Origin of the sequence: Acinetobacter sp. YH12076 (assembly GCF_013419525.1) — a bacterium.
GTDB lineage: Bacteria > Pseudomonadota > Gammaproteobacteria > Pseudomonadales > Moraxellaceae > Acinetobacter > Acinetobacter amyesii.
Genome location: NZ_VOZY01000011.1, coordinates 117,933 through 135,118 on the forward strand (window position 1 = coordinate 117,933; position 17,186 = coordinate 135,118).

At 40.6% G+C, this 17,186-nt stretch carries 13 protein-coding genes; 3 read left to right on the forward strand and 10 right to left on the reverse strand.

Annotated elements, in window-relative coordinates:
* Positions 1-173: 173 nt before the first annotated feature.
* Positions 174-1,085: a LysR family transcriptional regulator gene (locus FTU22_RS12230; RefSeq protein ID WP_078194112.1), complete on the reverse strand. Its 912-nt coding sequence runs from the start codon at positions 1,083-1,085 to the stop codon at positions 174-176.
* 98 nt (positions 1,086-1,183) lie between these two features.
* Between FTU22_RS12230 and FTU22_RS12235 the strand changes: the two genes are divergently transcribed.
* Positions 1,184-1,792 carry an FMN-dependent NADH-azoreductase gene (locus FTU22_RS12235; protein WP_180094673.1) on the forward strand — a complete coding sequence of 203 codons (609 nt, stop codon included), beginning with the start codon at positions 1,184-1,186 and terminating at the stop codon, positions 1,790-1,792.
* A gap of 154 nt (positions 1,793-1,946) precedes the next feature.
* On the opposite strand, the gene FTU22_RS12240 is transcribed toward FTU22_RS12235, so the two are convergent.
* The 4 genes from FTU22_RS12240 to ilvD (FTU22_RS12255) all read right to left on the reverse strand — a co-directional run bounded on the left by FTU22_RS12240 (position 1,947) and on the right by ilvD (FTU22_RS12255) (position 7,893).
* Positions 1,947-2,234 carry a chorismate mutase gene (locus FTU22_RS12240; RefSeq protein WP_078191648.1) on the reverse strand — a complete coding sequence of 96 codons (288 nt, stop codon included), beginning with the start codon at positions 2,232-2,234 and terminating at the stop codon, positions 1,947-1,949.
* Positions 2,215-3,537, reverse strand: coding sequence for a hypothetical protein (locus FTU22_RS12245; RefSeq protein ID WP_180079288.1), 1,323 nt, complete (start codon positions 3,535-3,537; stop codon positions 2,215-2,217). The genes FTU22_RS12240 and FTU22_RS12245 overlap by 20 nt, the downstream gene beginning before the upstream one ends.
* Positions 3,538-3,688: 151 nt before the next feature.
* Positions 3,689-5,374, reverse strand: coding sequence for a dihydroxy-acid dehydratase (ilvD, locus tag FTU22_RS12250; protein ID WP_180094675.1), 1,686 nt, complete (start codon positions 5,372-5,374; stop codon positions 3,689-3,691).
* A 689-nt stretch (positions 5,375-6,063) separates the two neighbouring features.
* Complete coding sequence (gene ilvD, locus FTU22_RS12255; RefSeq protein WP_180094676.1) at positions 6,064-7,893, reverse strand: dihydroxy-acid dehydratase; 1,830 nt, start codon at positions 7,891-7,893, stop codon at positions 6,064-6,066.
* 437 nt (positions 7,894-8,330) lie between these two features.
* On the opposite strand from ilvD (FTU22_RS12255), the gene fmt reads away from it, so the two are divergent.
* A complete protein-coding gene (gene fmt / locus FTU22_RS12260; RefSeq protein ID WP_111885186.1) occupies positions 8,331-9,290 on the forward strand; it encodes a methionyl-tRNA formyltransferase in 960 nt (319 codons plus the stop codon).
* Entirely contained in the window at positions 9,290-10,597 is a 1,308-nt protein-coding gene (gene rsmB / locus FTU22_RS12265) for a 16S rRNA (cytosine(967)-C(5))-methyltransferase RsmB (protein ID WP_180094678.1), read from the forward strand. Before fmt ends, rsmB begins: the two co-directional genes overlap by 1 nt.
* A gap of 75 nt (positions 10,598-10,672) precedes the next feature.
* Here rsmB and FTU22_RS12270 read toward each other — a convergent pair whose 3' ends face one another.
* The 5 genes from FTU22_RS12270 to FTU22_RS12290 all read right to left on the reverse strand — a co-directional run bounded on the left by FTU22_RS12270 (position 10,673) and on the right by FTU22_RS12290 (position 16,461).
* A complete protein-coding gene (locus tag FTU22_RS12270; protein WP_078194501.1) occupies positions 10,673-10,780 on the reverse strand; it encodes a methionine/alanine import family NSS transporter small subunit in 108 nt (35 codons plus the stop codon).
* A gap of 1 nt (position 10,781) precedes the next feature.
* Positions 10,782-12,266, reverse strand: coding sequence for a sodium-dependent transporter (locus FTU22_RS12275; protein WP_180094680.1), 1,485 nt, complete (start codon positions 12,264-12,266; stop codon positions 10,782-10,784).
* Between the two features lie 367 nt (positions 12,267-12,633).
* The gene (locus FTU22_RS12280) at positions 12,634-13,194 is read right to left on the reverse strand and encodes a DUF1287 domain-containing protein (protein WP_180094681.1); all 561 of its coding nucleotides are present in this window, start codon (positions 13,192-13,194) and stop codon (positions 12,634-12,636) included.
* An 86-nt stretch (positions 13,195-13,280) separates the two neighbouring features.
* On the reverse strand, positions 13,281-14,726 hold the full coding sequence (locus FTU22_RS12285) for an aldehyde dehydrogenase family protein (protein ID WP_180094683.1): 1,446 nt from the start codon (positions 14,724-14,726) through the stop codon (positions 13,281-13,283).
* Between the two features lie 361 nt (positions 14,727-15,087).
* On the reverse strand, positions 15,088-16,461 hold the full coding sequence (locus tag FTU22_RS12290) for an MFS transporter (RefSeq protein WP_078194503.1): 1,374 nt from the start codon (positions 16,459-16,461) through the stop codon (positions 15,088-15,090).
* Between the last annotated feature and the right edge of the window lie 725 nt (positions 16,462-17,186).

The following is a 17,186-nucleotide window of genomic DNA, read 5'->3' on the forward strand; positions in this document are numbered from 1 at the left end:
TGCTGTTTACTAGAACGGTTTTTAATAAAATATTGATACTTATAGGAAAATTTCAAGAATTTCGTATAACGTGTATTATGTTAATTTTAGGAAAGCTTAATAAATCCGTGTTTAAAAATTAAACTAGAAAGATTTTGTATTACTATCAATTTAGAATTCCTCTCTTATAAATCTTATTTAATGACGCTATCTTTTTGTATTGATGAAGCTATTTTATCAATGGTAGTACGAACACGTATTGGTAAGAAATTTGATCTTTTCCATACAATTTGAATAGGATAGTTAGTACTTGAATAGTTAGTAAGTAGGTGTATTAATTGACCACTTTGTATATATTCTTGAATCAACCAGGAAGGTAACCAACCAATTCCTCCATGCATTAGTACATAATCTAATATGCTTTTTATGTCATCCATTTGAACTTTATTTTTTGGCAAATATTTCATAGTTTTATGATGAGAACTTTGAAATATCCACTTTTCAAGCTGCCCATTTTTCAAATATCCAATAGTCTGATGGTTATCTAAATCTTTGATGCTCTCAGGAACCTGGTATCTTTTTAAATATTCAGGTGTGGCACAGAGCCACATTGCATGCTCAGAAATCTTTTTAACCATTAATTGACTATTATCTTCTAAATTACCAATTCTTATCACTAGGTCATAATTATCTTCAATTAAATCAATATAACGATCATTAAAAGAAAGAACCATATTCAAATTTTGATGTTCATCTGCTAAGTCTCTTAATATCGGAACTATGAACTTTTGTCCAAATAATACAGGCATAGAGATACGTATCATTCCCTGAATATTTTGATTATTACTTTCAAATAATGTCTCAGCTATTAATAATTCTTGTACAGCCCGCTGGCTATGTTCATAGAAAATACTACCTTCTTCTGTGAGAGCTAAATGACGTGTATCCCTGTTAAAAAGTACTACTCCGAGCTGTACCTCAAGCTTTGAAATCATCTTACTGACAGCGGAACGAGTCAGATGTAATTTTTCTGATGCTTTAGTAAAACTTCCTTGTTCAACAACACTAATAAATGCCATCAAACTTTTCAGATCATTAACACGCATATTAGTTCCAATTGGGAATCAATGAGTTGATTTATTATCACTTTTGTATCCAATTTATCAATGATAATCTAATTAAAATTCATATTAGGAACCTTACTATGAACAGAATTTTAGTTATCAAATCTAGTTTTATGCAGGAAAAATCTCTAAGTAATCAGCTCATTAATAAATATTTATATAGACGTAAGCAAAGTGGTTATGTTGACCAAATAATTGAACATGATCTAGGAGCTATGAACTTACCAGTATTAAACTTAGAGATATTTAATGCCTTACGTGGAGAGGCGAATGAAAAACCTGAGGTAAAAGCAGCAGTAGCTCTCTCTGATCAATTTATTCAAGAGCTGAAAGATTGTGATCTATTATTGATTGCAGCACCAATGTATAACTTAAATGTACCAACCCAATTAAAAAACTGGTTCGACTTAATTGCACGAGCACGAGTAACTTTTCAATATACAGAAACCGCACCCGTAGGATTAATTAAAGGTGTTAAATCAATTATCTTTAGTTCACGTGGTGGTTTTCATCAAGATCTTCCAACAGATGCTGTTACAGCATATTTAATAGCAGTATTAGGATTAATTGGTATTAATAAGGTAGATTTTATATATGCTGAAGGCACTGATATTAAACCATTAGGGAAATCTAAAGCACTTGAATTAGCTTCACAGCAAATTGCTTTACAAACGAACGTAGGATTGTAAGTGTATTCTTCCTTATGGCAATGAAATTATAATTTTCTATTGTTCTAAGGTTCCTATTTAACATAATACACGTTATACGAAAGGCCCTATTTACGGGCCTTTTAATCATCTGATTAACATAAAATCTCTTATACGAAATTCAAATCGGTCCCAACTATGGACGAATCTCTTTCAACTCACGTTGAATAAAATGTTGAATCATATCGCGGTATAAACGTTCCACAATATCTGCATTTACACCGTGCTCTGTGGCTTGTAGACGAATTTTACTTATTACCGCTTCGACACGCTCTGGTGATTGAACATCCTGTACTGAACGCTTAAAACGCACCGCTTGATCGACATAAAACTGACGTGCAGCAATGAGCTCAATAATCCCCTGATCAATCACATCAATCTGTGCGCGGGCTTGCTCTAATGACTCAACTTTTTCTTTCTTCATCTTCTCTGGCTTCACTTTCAGCGGTGTTTTCACTTTTATACTTCTCTTCTAACACATTACTGAAAATACTTTCAATCATCCATACGCGGTATAAGCTATTAAATACATAGCTTTGACCTGCAATACGTAATTCCAAGACGGGAAAATCCGGCTGTGACTTCATCTCACAGTGCATATCATTTTCTTTTAATTTTTCAGCAATATCCTCAGTGCTCAGTTCAGAAATCTCTAACTCATACTGTAAAGCCTGAAAATGTGCTTTGAAGGATAAATCACGCCCTTTGGTCCATACGGCTTCCAAAATGCGATACATCACATCAATACGCTGCTCTTCAGGTGCACTGTAGTAAAGCTGTGACATAGCTAATGTCGCAGCTTCTGTAGGCCGGCAAAATGGTGTGAACTTAACTTCGGTCCGTTTAGACAGACGTGTTGCCAAACTCCAGTCAAACAAATCACGACCGTGATACGACAATGGATACACATTCAGCTGAATATTATAATAGTCCGCCAATTCCTCACGAATATAAGCCAACAGTAACCATGAAATCGGATCTTCCATCGCGATATAAAGATCAAGCTCAGGATCGAGTCCCTGAATTTCATTCAGCTCTTCTGCATCACTGATCAGGTGCTCACGCCATTCAATATGATTGATCATAAAGATCGGGTTATCTGTCAGGAGTTTTTGTTGTTTTAAACGGCGCGTTAAACGCAGTAAATCATCTACAGCATGGTACTTACGTTCGCCAAATTCAAAATACCCCGTCAAAATTGGTAAGTCAGAAAAGATCCGTTCTGGAAAATCTTGCGCTTTATGATGACGGCTGGCCATCGCGTACAGTGTTCTCAGCTTGCCATACTGCTTTTGCCACAACATGTGGAACACATCTTCAAGTAAATAAAGAAAATCTTGGCCGCGTAATGGGGTATTTTTTAGAATAATTTCGGCTTGTTCTAAAGCTTCAGCGGTCGGTTGTTCAGGTGTTTCATGAAAACTAAAACGATGCTGCCGCGCTAAAATTTGGGCATCATTCAGACAATATTGTTGCCATTCTATCGATGACATTTGATTAGGAGGTTCAGCACTCTGACGACAAATAATCACTTTCAGTGGTTTAATTTCATCACTGAGAATTTCTTCTAATTGAGGCAGTTGCTGAGCAGCCAAATAGCTATAGACATCATCCAGTCGAAGATAAACACTCAGACCTTGTTCCGTGGGTAACACCGCTTGTCGGGTCGGTTTCTGATAAAACCAACTCGATCGGATTGGATCGAACCAACGGCGTAACAGTGACATGCGTTTTTTGCCTCAAAATGATGAATTGTGCCGAACCTGCCAGCACATGCTTAAAATTCAACTTCTATTATGAAGCTGTTTTAAATGAGATATAAGCCTTGTGCAAAACTTATATCAAGTCAGGGCTGAATGTTCAATGTTTAACAATGGATTAGACGTCTAGATTTAGGTCAGTCACCGCACCTTTTTCCGCACCAGAGGTCAACTTGGCAAATTTAGCCAAAGCGCCGTGGGTATAGTTGGGTTTCGGTTTGACCCAGGCCGCACGACGTGCAGCAAGTTCATCCTCAGCCACATGCCAAGTCATTTCACGCGTTTCAGCGTTAATTGATATTTTATCGCCGTTTTTGACCAAGCCAATTGGGCCGCCTTCATAGGCTTCTGGCGTCACATGACCAATCACAAAACCATGGCTGCCGCCCGAGAAACGCCCATCAGTCAACAGTGCAACAGATTGGCCTAGACCTTTACCAATAATCGCTGAAGTCGGTTTCAGCATTTCCGGCATACCCGGCCCGCCTTTCGGCCCAACACCGCGGATCACCACCACTTCGCCTTCTTGTACTTCACCATCTAAAATACCGCGCATGGCACCCTGCTCACCCTCAAATACCCGTGCAGGCCCTTCAAAATACAGCCCTTCTTTACCGGTAATTTTAGCCACGGCACCTGTCGGTGACAGATTGCCTTTGAGTACCACCAAGTGCGAATCCTTTTTGATCGGTGCATCAAATGGCAGAATAATTTGCTGACCTTCAGGATAATCCTCTACCTCGGCTAAGTTTTCCGCCAAAGTTTTGCCCGTAACGGTTAAGCAAGAACCATCGAGCATACCTGCATCCAGCATGCGCTTCATCAGCGGTTGAATGCCGCCAATGGCAATCAGTTCCGACATTAAATATTTACCCGATGGGCGCACATCGGCCACCACAGGAATATCTTTACCAATGCGCACAAAATCATCCAAAGAGAGTTCCACGCCTGCGGTATGCGCCATGGCAATCAAATGCAGCACGCCATTGGTTGACCCGCCTAAAGCAATCAGCACTTTAATCGAGTTTTCAAAAGCAGCTTTGGTCATAATGTCACGCGGTTTAATATCGAGACGCAGCAGATTCATCACGGCTTCACCTGCACGCTGGCAGTCGGCAATTTTATCCGCGGATACCGCTTCCTGTGCTGAAGACCCCGGCAAGCTCATGCCCAGTGCTTCAATCGCTGAAGCCATTGAATTGGCCGTGTACATACCGCCGCACGAACCCGGCCCCGGCAGCGCGACTTCTTCAATCTGCTTCACTTGAATTTCATTGATTTCGCCTTTGGCATGCTGACCGACTGCTTCAAATACCGAAATCATGTCGGTATGACCAGCTCCTGGTTTGATGGTGCCACCATAAATAAACAAGCCCGGACGGTTTAATCGCGCCAAGCCCATGATGCAACCCGGCATGTTCTTGTCACAGCCGCCAATCGCAATCACGCCATCATAGGCCTGACAGCCCACCACAGCTTCAATAGAGTCGGCAATGATTTCCCGCGATAGCAGTGAATACTTCATACCTTCAGTACCATTGGAAATGCCGTCAGAAATCGTAATAGTATTAAAAATAATGCCTTTACCGCCTGCAGCATTCACCCCGCTTTCAGCTTCACGCGCCAAGCCATCAATATGCATATTACACGGCGTGACATTGGCCCAAGTCGAGGCGATGCCTATAAATGGGCGCTTAAAGTCAGCATCTTGGAAGCCTGTGGCACGCATCATGGAACGTGCAGGCGCATTTTCTATGCCGTCATAAACAGGTGCTGAATGTTCGCGGATATTATTTTTACTCATTGTTCTTCCTTGGCGATCGCTGATTTTGTGCCTCAGTTTTGGCGGATTCTTTTAAATTTATTGTATAGAAAGCGCTCGGTATGTAAAAGAAATTACATCTCAACAAAAGAGATTTTTAGTGCATGCAATACCATTCAATCACATGAAAAAGCGACATGAATGTCGCTGTTGTCCTGTATGGCAGGGATGCCATATCAGGAGAACAAAAGATTTTTGTTACTTTTGATCTTTCAAAAGTAAGGGATTGCCTACACAAAGCCATATAAATTATAGCTACTATTCGAGGCTGTCTTTTTTAGAATTTTAATGACATCAACTAATTATTAAATTTTATTTAGTTGCTTCAAGAAACATTATTTTTAATCAGATTAAGAAATCTATAACTTAGAATTATTGTCCCATTATTTCATTTAAAAGCTGATTACAGCGGAGTCTTACCTCTATAAAAGCTAATTTTCGGAGCTCGTATGTTACTTTTGTTTCGGCAAAAGTAACCAAAACCATTTGTCATCCGCAAAACTCGGCAACTGTTTGCAACTAAAAGAATGATCGCAGAAACATTCACTTTTAAATTACCGTTTGCCTCAGACAGTTGCGGATGACATTTCCTCGTATCCAATGCAAGTTATGTAGATGTAAATTAAAAAAGCACCCCATGTGGAGTGCTTTTTTATTTGGAGATCTAAAATTTAGATTTCACGTACTGCGCCTTTCGCCGCACTCGTGGTATGCATTGCATACGCTTTCAATGCTTTCGAAATTTTGCGTGGACGCTCTTCAACTGGATGCCAACCTTTGCCTTCTTGCGCTGCACGGCGAGCCGCCATGGTTGCTTCATCAACAGCTAAGTTGATGGTACGGTTTGGAATATCAATTTCGATTAAATCGCCATCTTCCACCAAACCAATTGCACCACCTTCTGCTGCTTCAGGTGAAACGTGACCAATAGACAGGCCTGACGAACCGCCCGAGAAACGACCGTCAGTCAATAATGCACATTCTTTGCCTAGACCTTTCGATTTTAAGTAGCTGGTTGGGTACAACATTTCTTGCATACCCGGACCACCACGTGGGCCTTCATAGCGAATCACAACCACATCACCGGCTTTGATTTCATTACCCAAGATCGCCTCTACTGCTGAATCTTGGCTTTCAAACACACGTGCAGTACCGTTGAATTTCAAGATTGAATCATCTACACCCGCAGTTTTTACGATACAACCATCGAGTGCAATGTTGCCGTAAAGCACAGCTAAGCCACCGTCTTTCGAGAACGCATGTTCAGCATTACGGATCACGCCATTTTCACGGTCACCATCTAGTCGTTGGTAATATCGATCTTGTGAGAATGCAGTTTGCGTTGGTACACCGCCCGGCGCTGAACGGAAGAATTGGTAAACATCTTCATTTTCAGTACGGATAATGTCCCATTTATCTAAAGCATCTTTTAAGCTTGCTTCGTGAACAGTACCCACAGATGTGTCCAATAAGCCTGCACGGTCTAATTCACCGAGAATGGACATGATACCGCCAGCACGGTGTACATCTTCCATATGTACGTCGTTTTTCGCAGGTGCAACTTTACAGAGTACAGGCACTTTACGAGATAAACGGTCAATGTCGTCCATCGTGAAATCAACGCCAGCTTCATTGGCTGCAGCCAACAAGTGTAGAACGGTATTGGTTGAACCACCCATCGCGATGTCTAAAGTCATGGCATTTTCATACGAGGCTTTGGTCACCATTTCACGTGGCAATACGCTGTAATCATCTTGTTCATAGTGACGTTTAGCCAATTCAACAATTAAAGAGCCTGCGCGTTCGAATAATTTTTTACGGTTTGCATGTGTTGCCAGTGTAGAGCCGTTACCCGGTAAAGACAGACCCAATGCTTCTGTTAAGCAGTTCATTGAGTTTGCGGTGAACATACCTGAGCATGAACCGCAAGTTGGGCATGCAGAGCGTTCGTATTCTGCTACTTCTTCATCGGTATAGTTGTCATCTGCAGCCACAATCATGGCATCAATTAAGTCGATCGCTTTGTCGTTGCCACGGATTTTAACTTTACCCGCTTCCATTGGACCGCCCGAGACAAATACCACTGGAATATTCAAGCGCATTGCCGCCATCAACATCCCTGGGGTAATTTTGTCACAGTTGGAAATACATACCATGGCATCGGCACAGTGCGCGCTCACCATGTATTCTACTGAGTCTGCAATCAAGTCACGTGAAGGCAATGAATACAGCATACCGTCATGGCCCATCGCAATACCGTCATCGACTGCAATGGTATTGAACTCTTTAGCTACACCGCCTGCTTGCTCAATTTGACGCGCCACGAGTTGACCAAGGTCTTTAAGATGAACGTGACCCGGTACAAATTGAGTAAATGAGTTCACGACGGCAATAATTGGTTTACCGAAGTCTTCATCTTTCATACCAGTTGCGCGCCATAAGCCGCGCGCACCCGCCATATTTCTTCCGTGTGTCGATGTTTTTGAACGATAGTCAGGCATTTTATATTTCCAACAAAGTTTGAGCTTGAAATGAATCCTACAGATTCACTCTGGCTAAATCATACTGACAATGATGTAAAATCAGTCGAATTTTAAACCTATCATACACCAAGCCATTGTTTTTAAAGATGGCTTTTTAAGCTGAGATTTGGGCAGATGGGTCTATCAATAAAAACGAGTGATTTGACGACAAAAATCTTTTAACTGAAATCTACTATACCGCCATCAATGGCTGCACAATACAAAACTTTCATGAATAATTTTTAAATTTTATATAAATATAATTTATTTAAAAATTGCAAATTTGCGATTTTGGGTTATGAAATCATTGAGCTTGGACAGCTTCAAAGTTGCAAAAATCAATTTCTAATGTTCTAAATTACGCATTAATCATTTGCTATAATCCACATATTCAACACAGATTCGGTTCATTCATTTTGAAAATCATCTTTGCCGGTACGCCAGAATTTGCCGCAACAGCACTAGCTGCATTGCTCAACACACAACATGAAATTGTTGCGGTATACACTCAACCTGACCGCAAAGCTGGACGTGGACAAAAACTCACAGCTTCTGCCGTAAAGCAATTGGCTTTAGAGCACCATATTCCTGTTTACCAACCCCTTCATTTCAAATCATCGACTGAAGAAGGTTTAGCCGCACAAGCGGAATTAAAGGCCTTAAATGCCGATGTTATGGTGGTTGCAGCCTATGGTTTGATCTTGCCGCAAGTGGTGCTAGATACCCCGAAATATGGTTGCCTGAATATTCATGGCTCATTGCTGCCACGTTGGCGTGGTGCAGCACCGATTCAACGTGCCATCGCAACAGGTGATATTGAAACAGGTGTCACCATTATGAAAATGGCAGCCGGACTAGATACTGGTGACATGATGTATAAAACCATCTGCCCGATTGAAGCAACGGATACCTCTGCAACTTTGCATGACAAACTTGCAGAGCAAGGTGCAACTGCAATTGCTGCCGTTTTAGACACTGAACAAACATTGCAGCAATATTTAGACAGCCGTGAAGTCCAAGACGAAGCGTTAACGGTTTATGCACATAAGCTTTCAAAAGCCGAAGCAAAAATTGATTGGTCCATCGATGCTGTACAAATCGATCGTAATATTCGCGCCTTTAATCCGTGGCCGGTAGCATTTATTCAGTTGGATGAACAAAACAACTTACGTGTTTGGCATTCTGAACTTTCTGCTGTGTCTGCACCGAACGCTCAAGCAGGTGAAATCATTGCCATCGACAAAAAAGGCATACACGTTGCCTGTGCCAATGGCAGCGTGATTATTTTGACCTCTTTACAATGGCCGGGTGCTAAACCACTCAACCCTGTACAAATTTTACAAACCCAAAAATTGACTATTGGACAAATTTTATAATGAAGCAATCTCCCAACGCCTCGACCCGAGACCTTAATTTACGTGCTCAGGTAGTGAAGACGTTATTGGCTGTCCAAAATGGTCAATCGCTGCAATCGGTACTCGCGCAGCAAATGAATATCGTGTCAGATAAAGACCGTGCGTTATTCCATGAATTGGTGCTCGGTTGTTTACGTCAATGGTATGCATTGAAACAATTGACTTTACCATTACTGTCTAAACCAGTAGATAACCAAGTGGTTGAAACCTGTTTATACCTTGGTTTGTACCAATTGTTGTGTACCCGTGTCGCGGCTCATGCTGCAATTTCTGAAACGGTGGAAGCTGCAAAACAATTGGGTATGGGAAGTCTAAGTGGCTTAATCAACGCAATTTTGCGCCGTGCAACACGTGAAACAGAACAGTTCTACGACGTGCTTGAACAAGCCACAAATCTACCAAGTTGGTTAACCAAACGCCTGAAAAAAGACTGGGGCGAACAATTTGACGAGCTCAGCTATGAGCTTAAGCAAATTGCACCACTGACTTTACGTGTCAATACACGCCAAGTCAGCCGTGATGAATACCTTGATATTTTGGAAGATGAAGGCATCGATGCACATCGTTGTGAACTGTCTGATGTCGGTATCGTGATGGACGAAAGCCTACATATTCCAAGCTTACCAGGCTTTGAAGCAGGTGGTTTTTCGGTACAAGATGAACATGCTCAACTGTGTGCAACACTATTACCAAATCTCGATGGTAAATTTGTGATTGATGCTTGTGCTGCGCCGGGTGGTAAAACCGCACATATTTTAGAGACTTTCCAACCGAAGAAACTCATTGCACTGGATCAAGATGAAAAGCGTCTAAAACGTGTGGTTGAAAACCTTGATCGTTTGGATCTCGATGGTACACATGTCGAAATCCAAACTGCCGATGCCATCACCTATACTGCTCCTGAACTTGCTGATTGTATCGTGCTCGATGCCCCATGTACTGCTGTCGGTGTAATGCGTCGTCATCCTGACATTCGTTTACTACGTCAATCGGGCGACATTGCGAAAACAGTAGTATTACAAAAGCAAATTTTGGAAAATATGTGGAAGCAGCTTAAAGTTGGCGGTACGCTGCTTTACATCACTTGCTCAATTTTAAAAGCTGAAAATGAACAGCAAATGGTTGAGTTCTTTGCCAATCATGCCGATGCCCAAGAAATTAAAATTGAAGCGGATTGGGGTGTTGAACAAATTCATGGTCGTCAACTGTTCCCGAAAGCGGGTTATGGCGATGGCTTCTTCTACTGTCGTATTCAAAAAACAGCTTAATCTGCAATAGAATTTGCTTTTTAGCACCACATAAAAAAGGAACCCGAGGGTTCCTTTTTTTATCAGCGATGAAGCTTAATCTTCTTCATCTGGATGTTTTGCTAAATGGATCGACGCTAAGATCAAGCCGCCCCAAAGTAAAACCATTGAAATGATCATCATGATTAATGCAGATGTATTCATGTTATTTCTCCTCAGGTTTTTTGTCTTTCATGCAACTAAATACAATTGCACCAAGCACAAAGATCGCAATGACTAAACCGGCTACAGGCAATAACACATCTACTGGATAACCACCATAGCCTTTAGACGCAACGTCTTTAATGGTTAAGCCTAAAGCTACTAATAATGAAAGCGGAGTAACAACCGTTAACAAGAAGTTCCAACCAAAGCCCAATTTGATACTTGAATGTTGATTCACATGATCACGTAATTGCGCAAGCAATGGACGACGGAACCAAGACACCAAGATAATCGAGAACAAACCACCCGCCACGATACCAATGTTATTGGCAAAGTAGTCAATGATGTCAACAAAAGTAATTGCACTATGCGTTGAGAAAATTAAGGTTGATACAATGGCAGAACCACCTGCCACAATCGTTACGGCTTTTTTACGTGACCAGCCGAATTTATCTTGGAACGACGCAATTGGCACTTCCAAAATACTCACCATTGACGTAATACCCGCCACAGCAAGTGATGAGAAGAACAAGAAACCAAATAAATCACCGCCAGCACCCAAGCTCGAAATGATTTTTGGGAAGGCAATGAAGGCCAAGCCAATACCACCTGAAACTACTTCATTTACAGGTACACCTGCACTATGCGCCATAAAGCCCAATGCTGCAAAAATACCAATACCCGCTAAGATTTCAAATGATGAGTTGGCTAATGCAACCACAACACCTGAACCAGTCAAGTTGGTTTTTGCTTTTAAGTAAGACGCATAGGTCAACATGATCCCGAAACCAATCGATAACGAGAAGAAGATATGACCAAAGGCTGCTAACCATACTTTATAGTCAGTCATCGCATCCCAATTTGGTGTAAAGAATGCATTTAGACCTTCTGTAGCGCCAGGTAAACGCACCGCTTGAATCACCAAAATCGAGAACAAAATCACCAACAATGGAATAAATATTTTATTCGAAAGCTCAACACCTTTCTTCACACCACCATATAAAATGAACATGGTAATCGCCCAAACAATCACCAATCCAAAGAATAAGGTCGGTACAAAACCAAAGGCAATTCCATCGGCATTTTGCAAGTAGGTATTAAAGAAGAAGCCTTGCGTATCTTCACCCCATTTTTGACCGATTGAGTAGAAAATATAACTGCCGGCCCATGACAATACGCTGGCATAGTAGATCCCGATGATGAGTGTCACCATCACTTGCCACCAACCTAATGCCTCACTGTTCATAAGTTTTTTATATGCAGTTGGCGGAGCTTTTCGGAATTTATGCCCCACTGCATAATCTAAGAATAATAAAGGCAAACCCGCTGCAAAAATTGCAATTAAATAGGGAATTAAAAATGCACCGCCACCATTTTCATATGCTACGTAAGGGAAACGCCAAATGTTTCCCAAACCTACAGCGGAACCAATAGCGGCAATGATAAATCCTGATCGTGCCGACCAGTTTTCACGATTATCTGACATAGAACACCTAAACCTCAGGCATCTTTAACTGCTGCTTGTTATGGTTATATCGCGAGCAAAAAAAGAACCATAAAAATAAAATTCTGGGTGTTTGATCTGGTGAGATACCTTGTGAGCGTCTATACCAAATTGCAAACAGAAAAATTACATGCGCATTTTGGTTAAAAACACCACAAATAACTTTCCCTTTGTATGAATTAACAATACTCACTTTTTTTAAGTTTTTCTGTAATTTCTACGGCAAATATTCCATTTTTATAATGTGTTTAGGCTTAAATGTTCATTTAATCAGCTTATTTTTCATACAATTTAAGTTATCAATAATATAACTTTTAGGAATATTTTATTTCCAATTAAATTTTTAAAGTTATTTCACTCGATAATGTCCGGTAATTTGATAAGCATACAAAAGATCTTCTTCCTGTGTGCCCTCTCCAATATTATGAATGATGAGCGGAACATCGCTAGCTTTCACTTTACGATCTGAAACCACGCCAATATGCACTAAACCCCGTCCTAAGTCCCAAGTGACAATATCACCTGCCAAATATTGCTTATCTTTGACTACATAGCCCTGACGTTGCATCCAGGTTTGAATATTGGGAACACGCCGATGATCAATATTTTTATCGGTTCCTTTTAAGCCCCATTTTTGTGGATACTGCTTAAAATTGGCTTTCATATCTTCATGAATGACTTGTTGTAAATCAATCGCTTGCTGTCGTAATGCACGAATTATCACATCGGTACAAACACCCTTGATTAAAGGGACATCTCCCATCGGATAACGCAGTGCAGTATACGCAGGATCATAATATAAGGTTTTCCCAATCTGACTGCGTGCATCCGTCACCATTTGAGTGGCGTTAAAGGCAAAGACAGCCATATTCACGGTCATCAAACTGACCAATAATAAAATTCTTTTCATTTTTTCTTATGCACTTTAGGTTTTTGAAATGATTAAAAAATGGGCTTCGAACAGATCCATACTGAACCAAGCCCAAGTTTAAACTGCTACAGTTTTATCGCCAATAAGCGTTCTTCTTGCATATCTCGAATGGCAGACTGAATTCCTTCACGGCCTAAGCCAGAATCTTTTACGCCACCATATGGCATGTTATCGACACGGAAAGATGGAATGTCATTAATGATCACTCCACCGACCTCTAAGTGATTCCACGCATACAACATTTTATTCAAATTTTGCGTATAGATGCCCGCCTGTAAACCAAAACGGCTGCTATTAATTTTGGCGATACCTTTTTCAAAGTTTTTGTATTTCTCTAAAATCGCTACAGGGCCAAAGATTTCATCTTTATACACTTCTAGCGATTCATCGACATTTTCTAATAAAATTGGATCGAGCAAAGCCCCCTGATGTTCACCACAAACCAATGCTTTGGCACCTTTTTTTACTGCTTTATCGACCCATTTATGCACGCGTGTTGCTTCTGCTTCCTTAATCATAGGACCGACCATGGTGCTTTCCAAGTGAGGATCAGCCGCTTTAAGCTGCTTCATTCTCGCCACGAGTTTTTTCTTCACATCGGCATAGATATCAGCATGCACCAAGATGCGTTGTACGCTGATACACACCTGCCCTGCATGGTTATACGCCCCACCGACTAAGCGTTCAATAAATGCCGCTGAAATTTCCGTATCAGGCTCAACCAATACCGCAGCATTACCGCCAAGTTCTAAAGTCACTTTTTTACGTCCCGCACGCGCTTTCATATCCCAACCAACCACATCGGAACCGGTAAAGCTGAGCAGTTTAAATCGGTCATCTGTGACCAAGACATCTGCATGTTCACGTGGACAAGGTAAAACTGAAAAAGCACCTTTAGGTAAATCCGTTTCTGCCAAAACTTCCGCAATTTTTAAAGCTGAAATAGGCGTCAAACTTGCAGGCTTCAAAACAAATGGACAGCCTGCGGCAATGGCAGGTGCAATTTTATGCGCAGTCAGATTGATCGGAAAATTAAACGGGCTGATCAACGATACAGGACCAATTGGCACATGTTTGACCATGCCTTGATAGCCAGATGCCGCTGCGGTAACTGCCAATGGGATCATGCGACCATCATCCATCTGTGTGACAGCATCGGCAGCAATTTGAAAGGTATTAATTAAACGTTCAACTTCAGCAGCTGCGGCTTTATGCGGTTTTCCACCTTCCGCAATTAAAATTTCAGTCAATTCTGCACGCATTTCATTAAAACGTTTAACACAGTGCAGTAAGATTTTTTGTTTTTGAAAAGGTTCCAATGCCGCCATTGCAGCGCTAGATTTAACCGCTGAATCAATGGCTTTTTCAATGGTTGCAGCATCTGCGAGTGCAACGCGTGCATATACGTCTTGGGTATATTTTTGATTCACTTCTAACCACTGATCGGTAGTCGCTGCTTTACCTGCAACATAGAGCGGATAATCTTTTATATCTTGTACGGCTTTGGACATGACGATATTTCCATGATCTTGAGACATTATTGATAAATGTGAATAAATCTATGCCCTCTATCATGCGCTGACTGAGCACAGAGTTCACTATATTTAAGTAACAAAATGAACCACAAGCCTCAAACTTGATTACTTATACGCCCTGAACTTCATCCCCTATTTTCAAACCTATGCTTGCACTGAAAAACGTATGATCGAGTCTATATATAACGATGAAATTAAATTAGAAAAGCTATCTAAAATATTAAATCTCATTATTTATCATAATATTAATAAATTCTTCAAAACTAAATTAATAATAAAAAATGTGAATACAACATAAAAAAAGCCCATCAAATGACGGGCTTTTTAAATCTATGATTTAGCTATACGAACGCTGTGTTTTCACTGAAGCCTTATTCACATTTTCTAAAGCGGCAACTTCTTCATCCGTTTGCGCTTTGCGAATAAAGAACACTGCAATTGCTGCGATGACTACTGGAATTCCCACAGCCATAAAATTAATTTGATGTGGCAATTCTTGTGATAATAAATAGCCGATCAGAATCGGTCCAACAATCGCACCTGTACGCCCCACAGCAGATGCCCAACCAATACCTGTAGAACGAACAGACAGCGGATAATACTGTGCAACATAGCTATAGAGTAAGATTTGAGAACCAATTGCTGATGCACCTGCCACTGCAACCAAAAGGTAGATCACAGGCTGTGGAGAATTAAAGCCGAGTAAAGATAATGCCACAGCACCTGCCAGACATAATGTAATGATCACCGGTTTTAAATGGAACTTATCCGCTAAGATACCTCCCCCAATCGTACCAATTACCGCACCAATATTCATCGCCAATAGGAACGTCAAACTGCTACCTAATGAATAACCTGCGGCCATCATTAGTTTTGGTAACCAACTACCTAATGCATACAGAGTTAATAGGCACATAAAAAAGCATAGCCAAAACAACATCGTACTTATGCCACGACCTTGCTTATACAACGCTCTAACAGACGCTCCACCCGGAACAGCAACTTCAGTCAGTTCAAGTTGAGTATTTGCAGTCACCGTTTGCTCTGGTGCAATGGTTTGAATCATCCTACGAGCTTCATCGTGACGATTCACCTTCACCAAAAATGTGAGCGATTCAGGTAAAAATTTCCAAGCAAACGGCAACAGTAACAGTGGAATACCCGCAATGAAGAACATGATTTGCCAGCCATAATCCGCAGTAAACCATGAACCAAATAGAGCGGCCATGATGCCACCCATTGCATAACCACTGAACATAGTGGTCACTAAAGTACTACGTAGATGCTTAGGTGCATATTCAGACGTCAATGCCACAAGGTTCGGTAATACTCCACCAATGCCAAGTCCAGCAATAAAACGTAAAGCACCAAATTCAGTAGGATTTGATGCAAAACCGCCTAGAAATGTGAATGTACTGAATAAAAATACACAGATCATGATGACTTTCTTACGGCCAATCTTATCAGCCAAAGTACCAAACATCATGGCACCAAACATCATCCCTGCAAGTGCTGTACTCGCAAGCATGCCTGCCTGAACAGCTGTTAATCCCCAATCTTTCATCAATAAAGGCAGCGCAACACCATTGATCGCTAAGTCATAACCATCAAATAAAATAAGAATTAGACACCACATCATGATGCTGAAATGCGATTTTGTGAACTTAGCGTTATCGACAACGCTATTCACATTCATTGTGCTTGTAGACATTGAACCTCACCTCCAATTGTGAGTTTTATTTTTCGCTACAATGCCGTTTTTCAATGTAAATTGTCCAAAATTACAAAGGTATAGACCCATACCTTTCAGATATATCTATGTCATTTGGGAATAAAATGTCATAAAAACTTAGATATTTTTGAAATATTTATACATAAAAAAATCGATGGACTGCGGGTCTAGTTTTAATAATGATTAATTATCAATATGTTATTAGAAGCTAAATCACAATCAGACGATAGATTATTTGATATGAAAATTGTCAGAATAAAACTCAAATTTTATAGAAAAAAATCGCAGTTCTACGATCTAAGTCGTAGATTTCTAAATCATAAGTCATCAGCCATCACTTAAGTCGATAATTAGGCATTTAAACTGTTGTTTTAGCTGACTTACATTCAGGTTTTCCGACATTTTTAGGCTGAGAATTCCCTCAATTGATGATTTTTAAATGCGTTTATTGTCTAATAATCATCCATGTTTAAATAATTCAAGTCTCAATCTATCAATAATTTTCTCACTATCAATAATTTTCTCATTTTCCTGTTTTATCCTTCTACTTTTCTGCTTATTTTTCCCTTTTTCTTCGACATAAAAAAACACCCCCTGCACTAGTCAGGGGGTGTTTCGAATAATGAGCTGGCGATGACTTACTCTCACATGGGTAACCCCACACTACCATCAGCGCTAAGAGGTTTCACTTCTGAGTTCGGGAA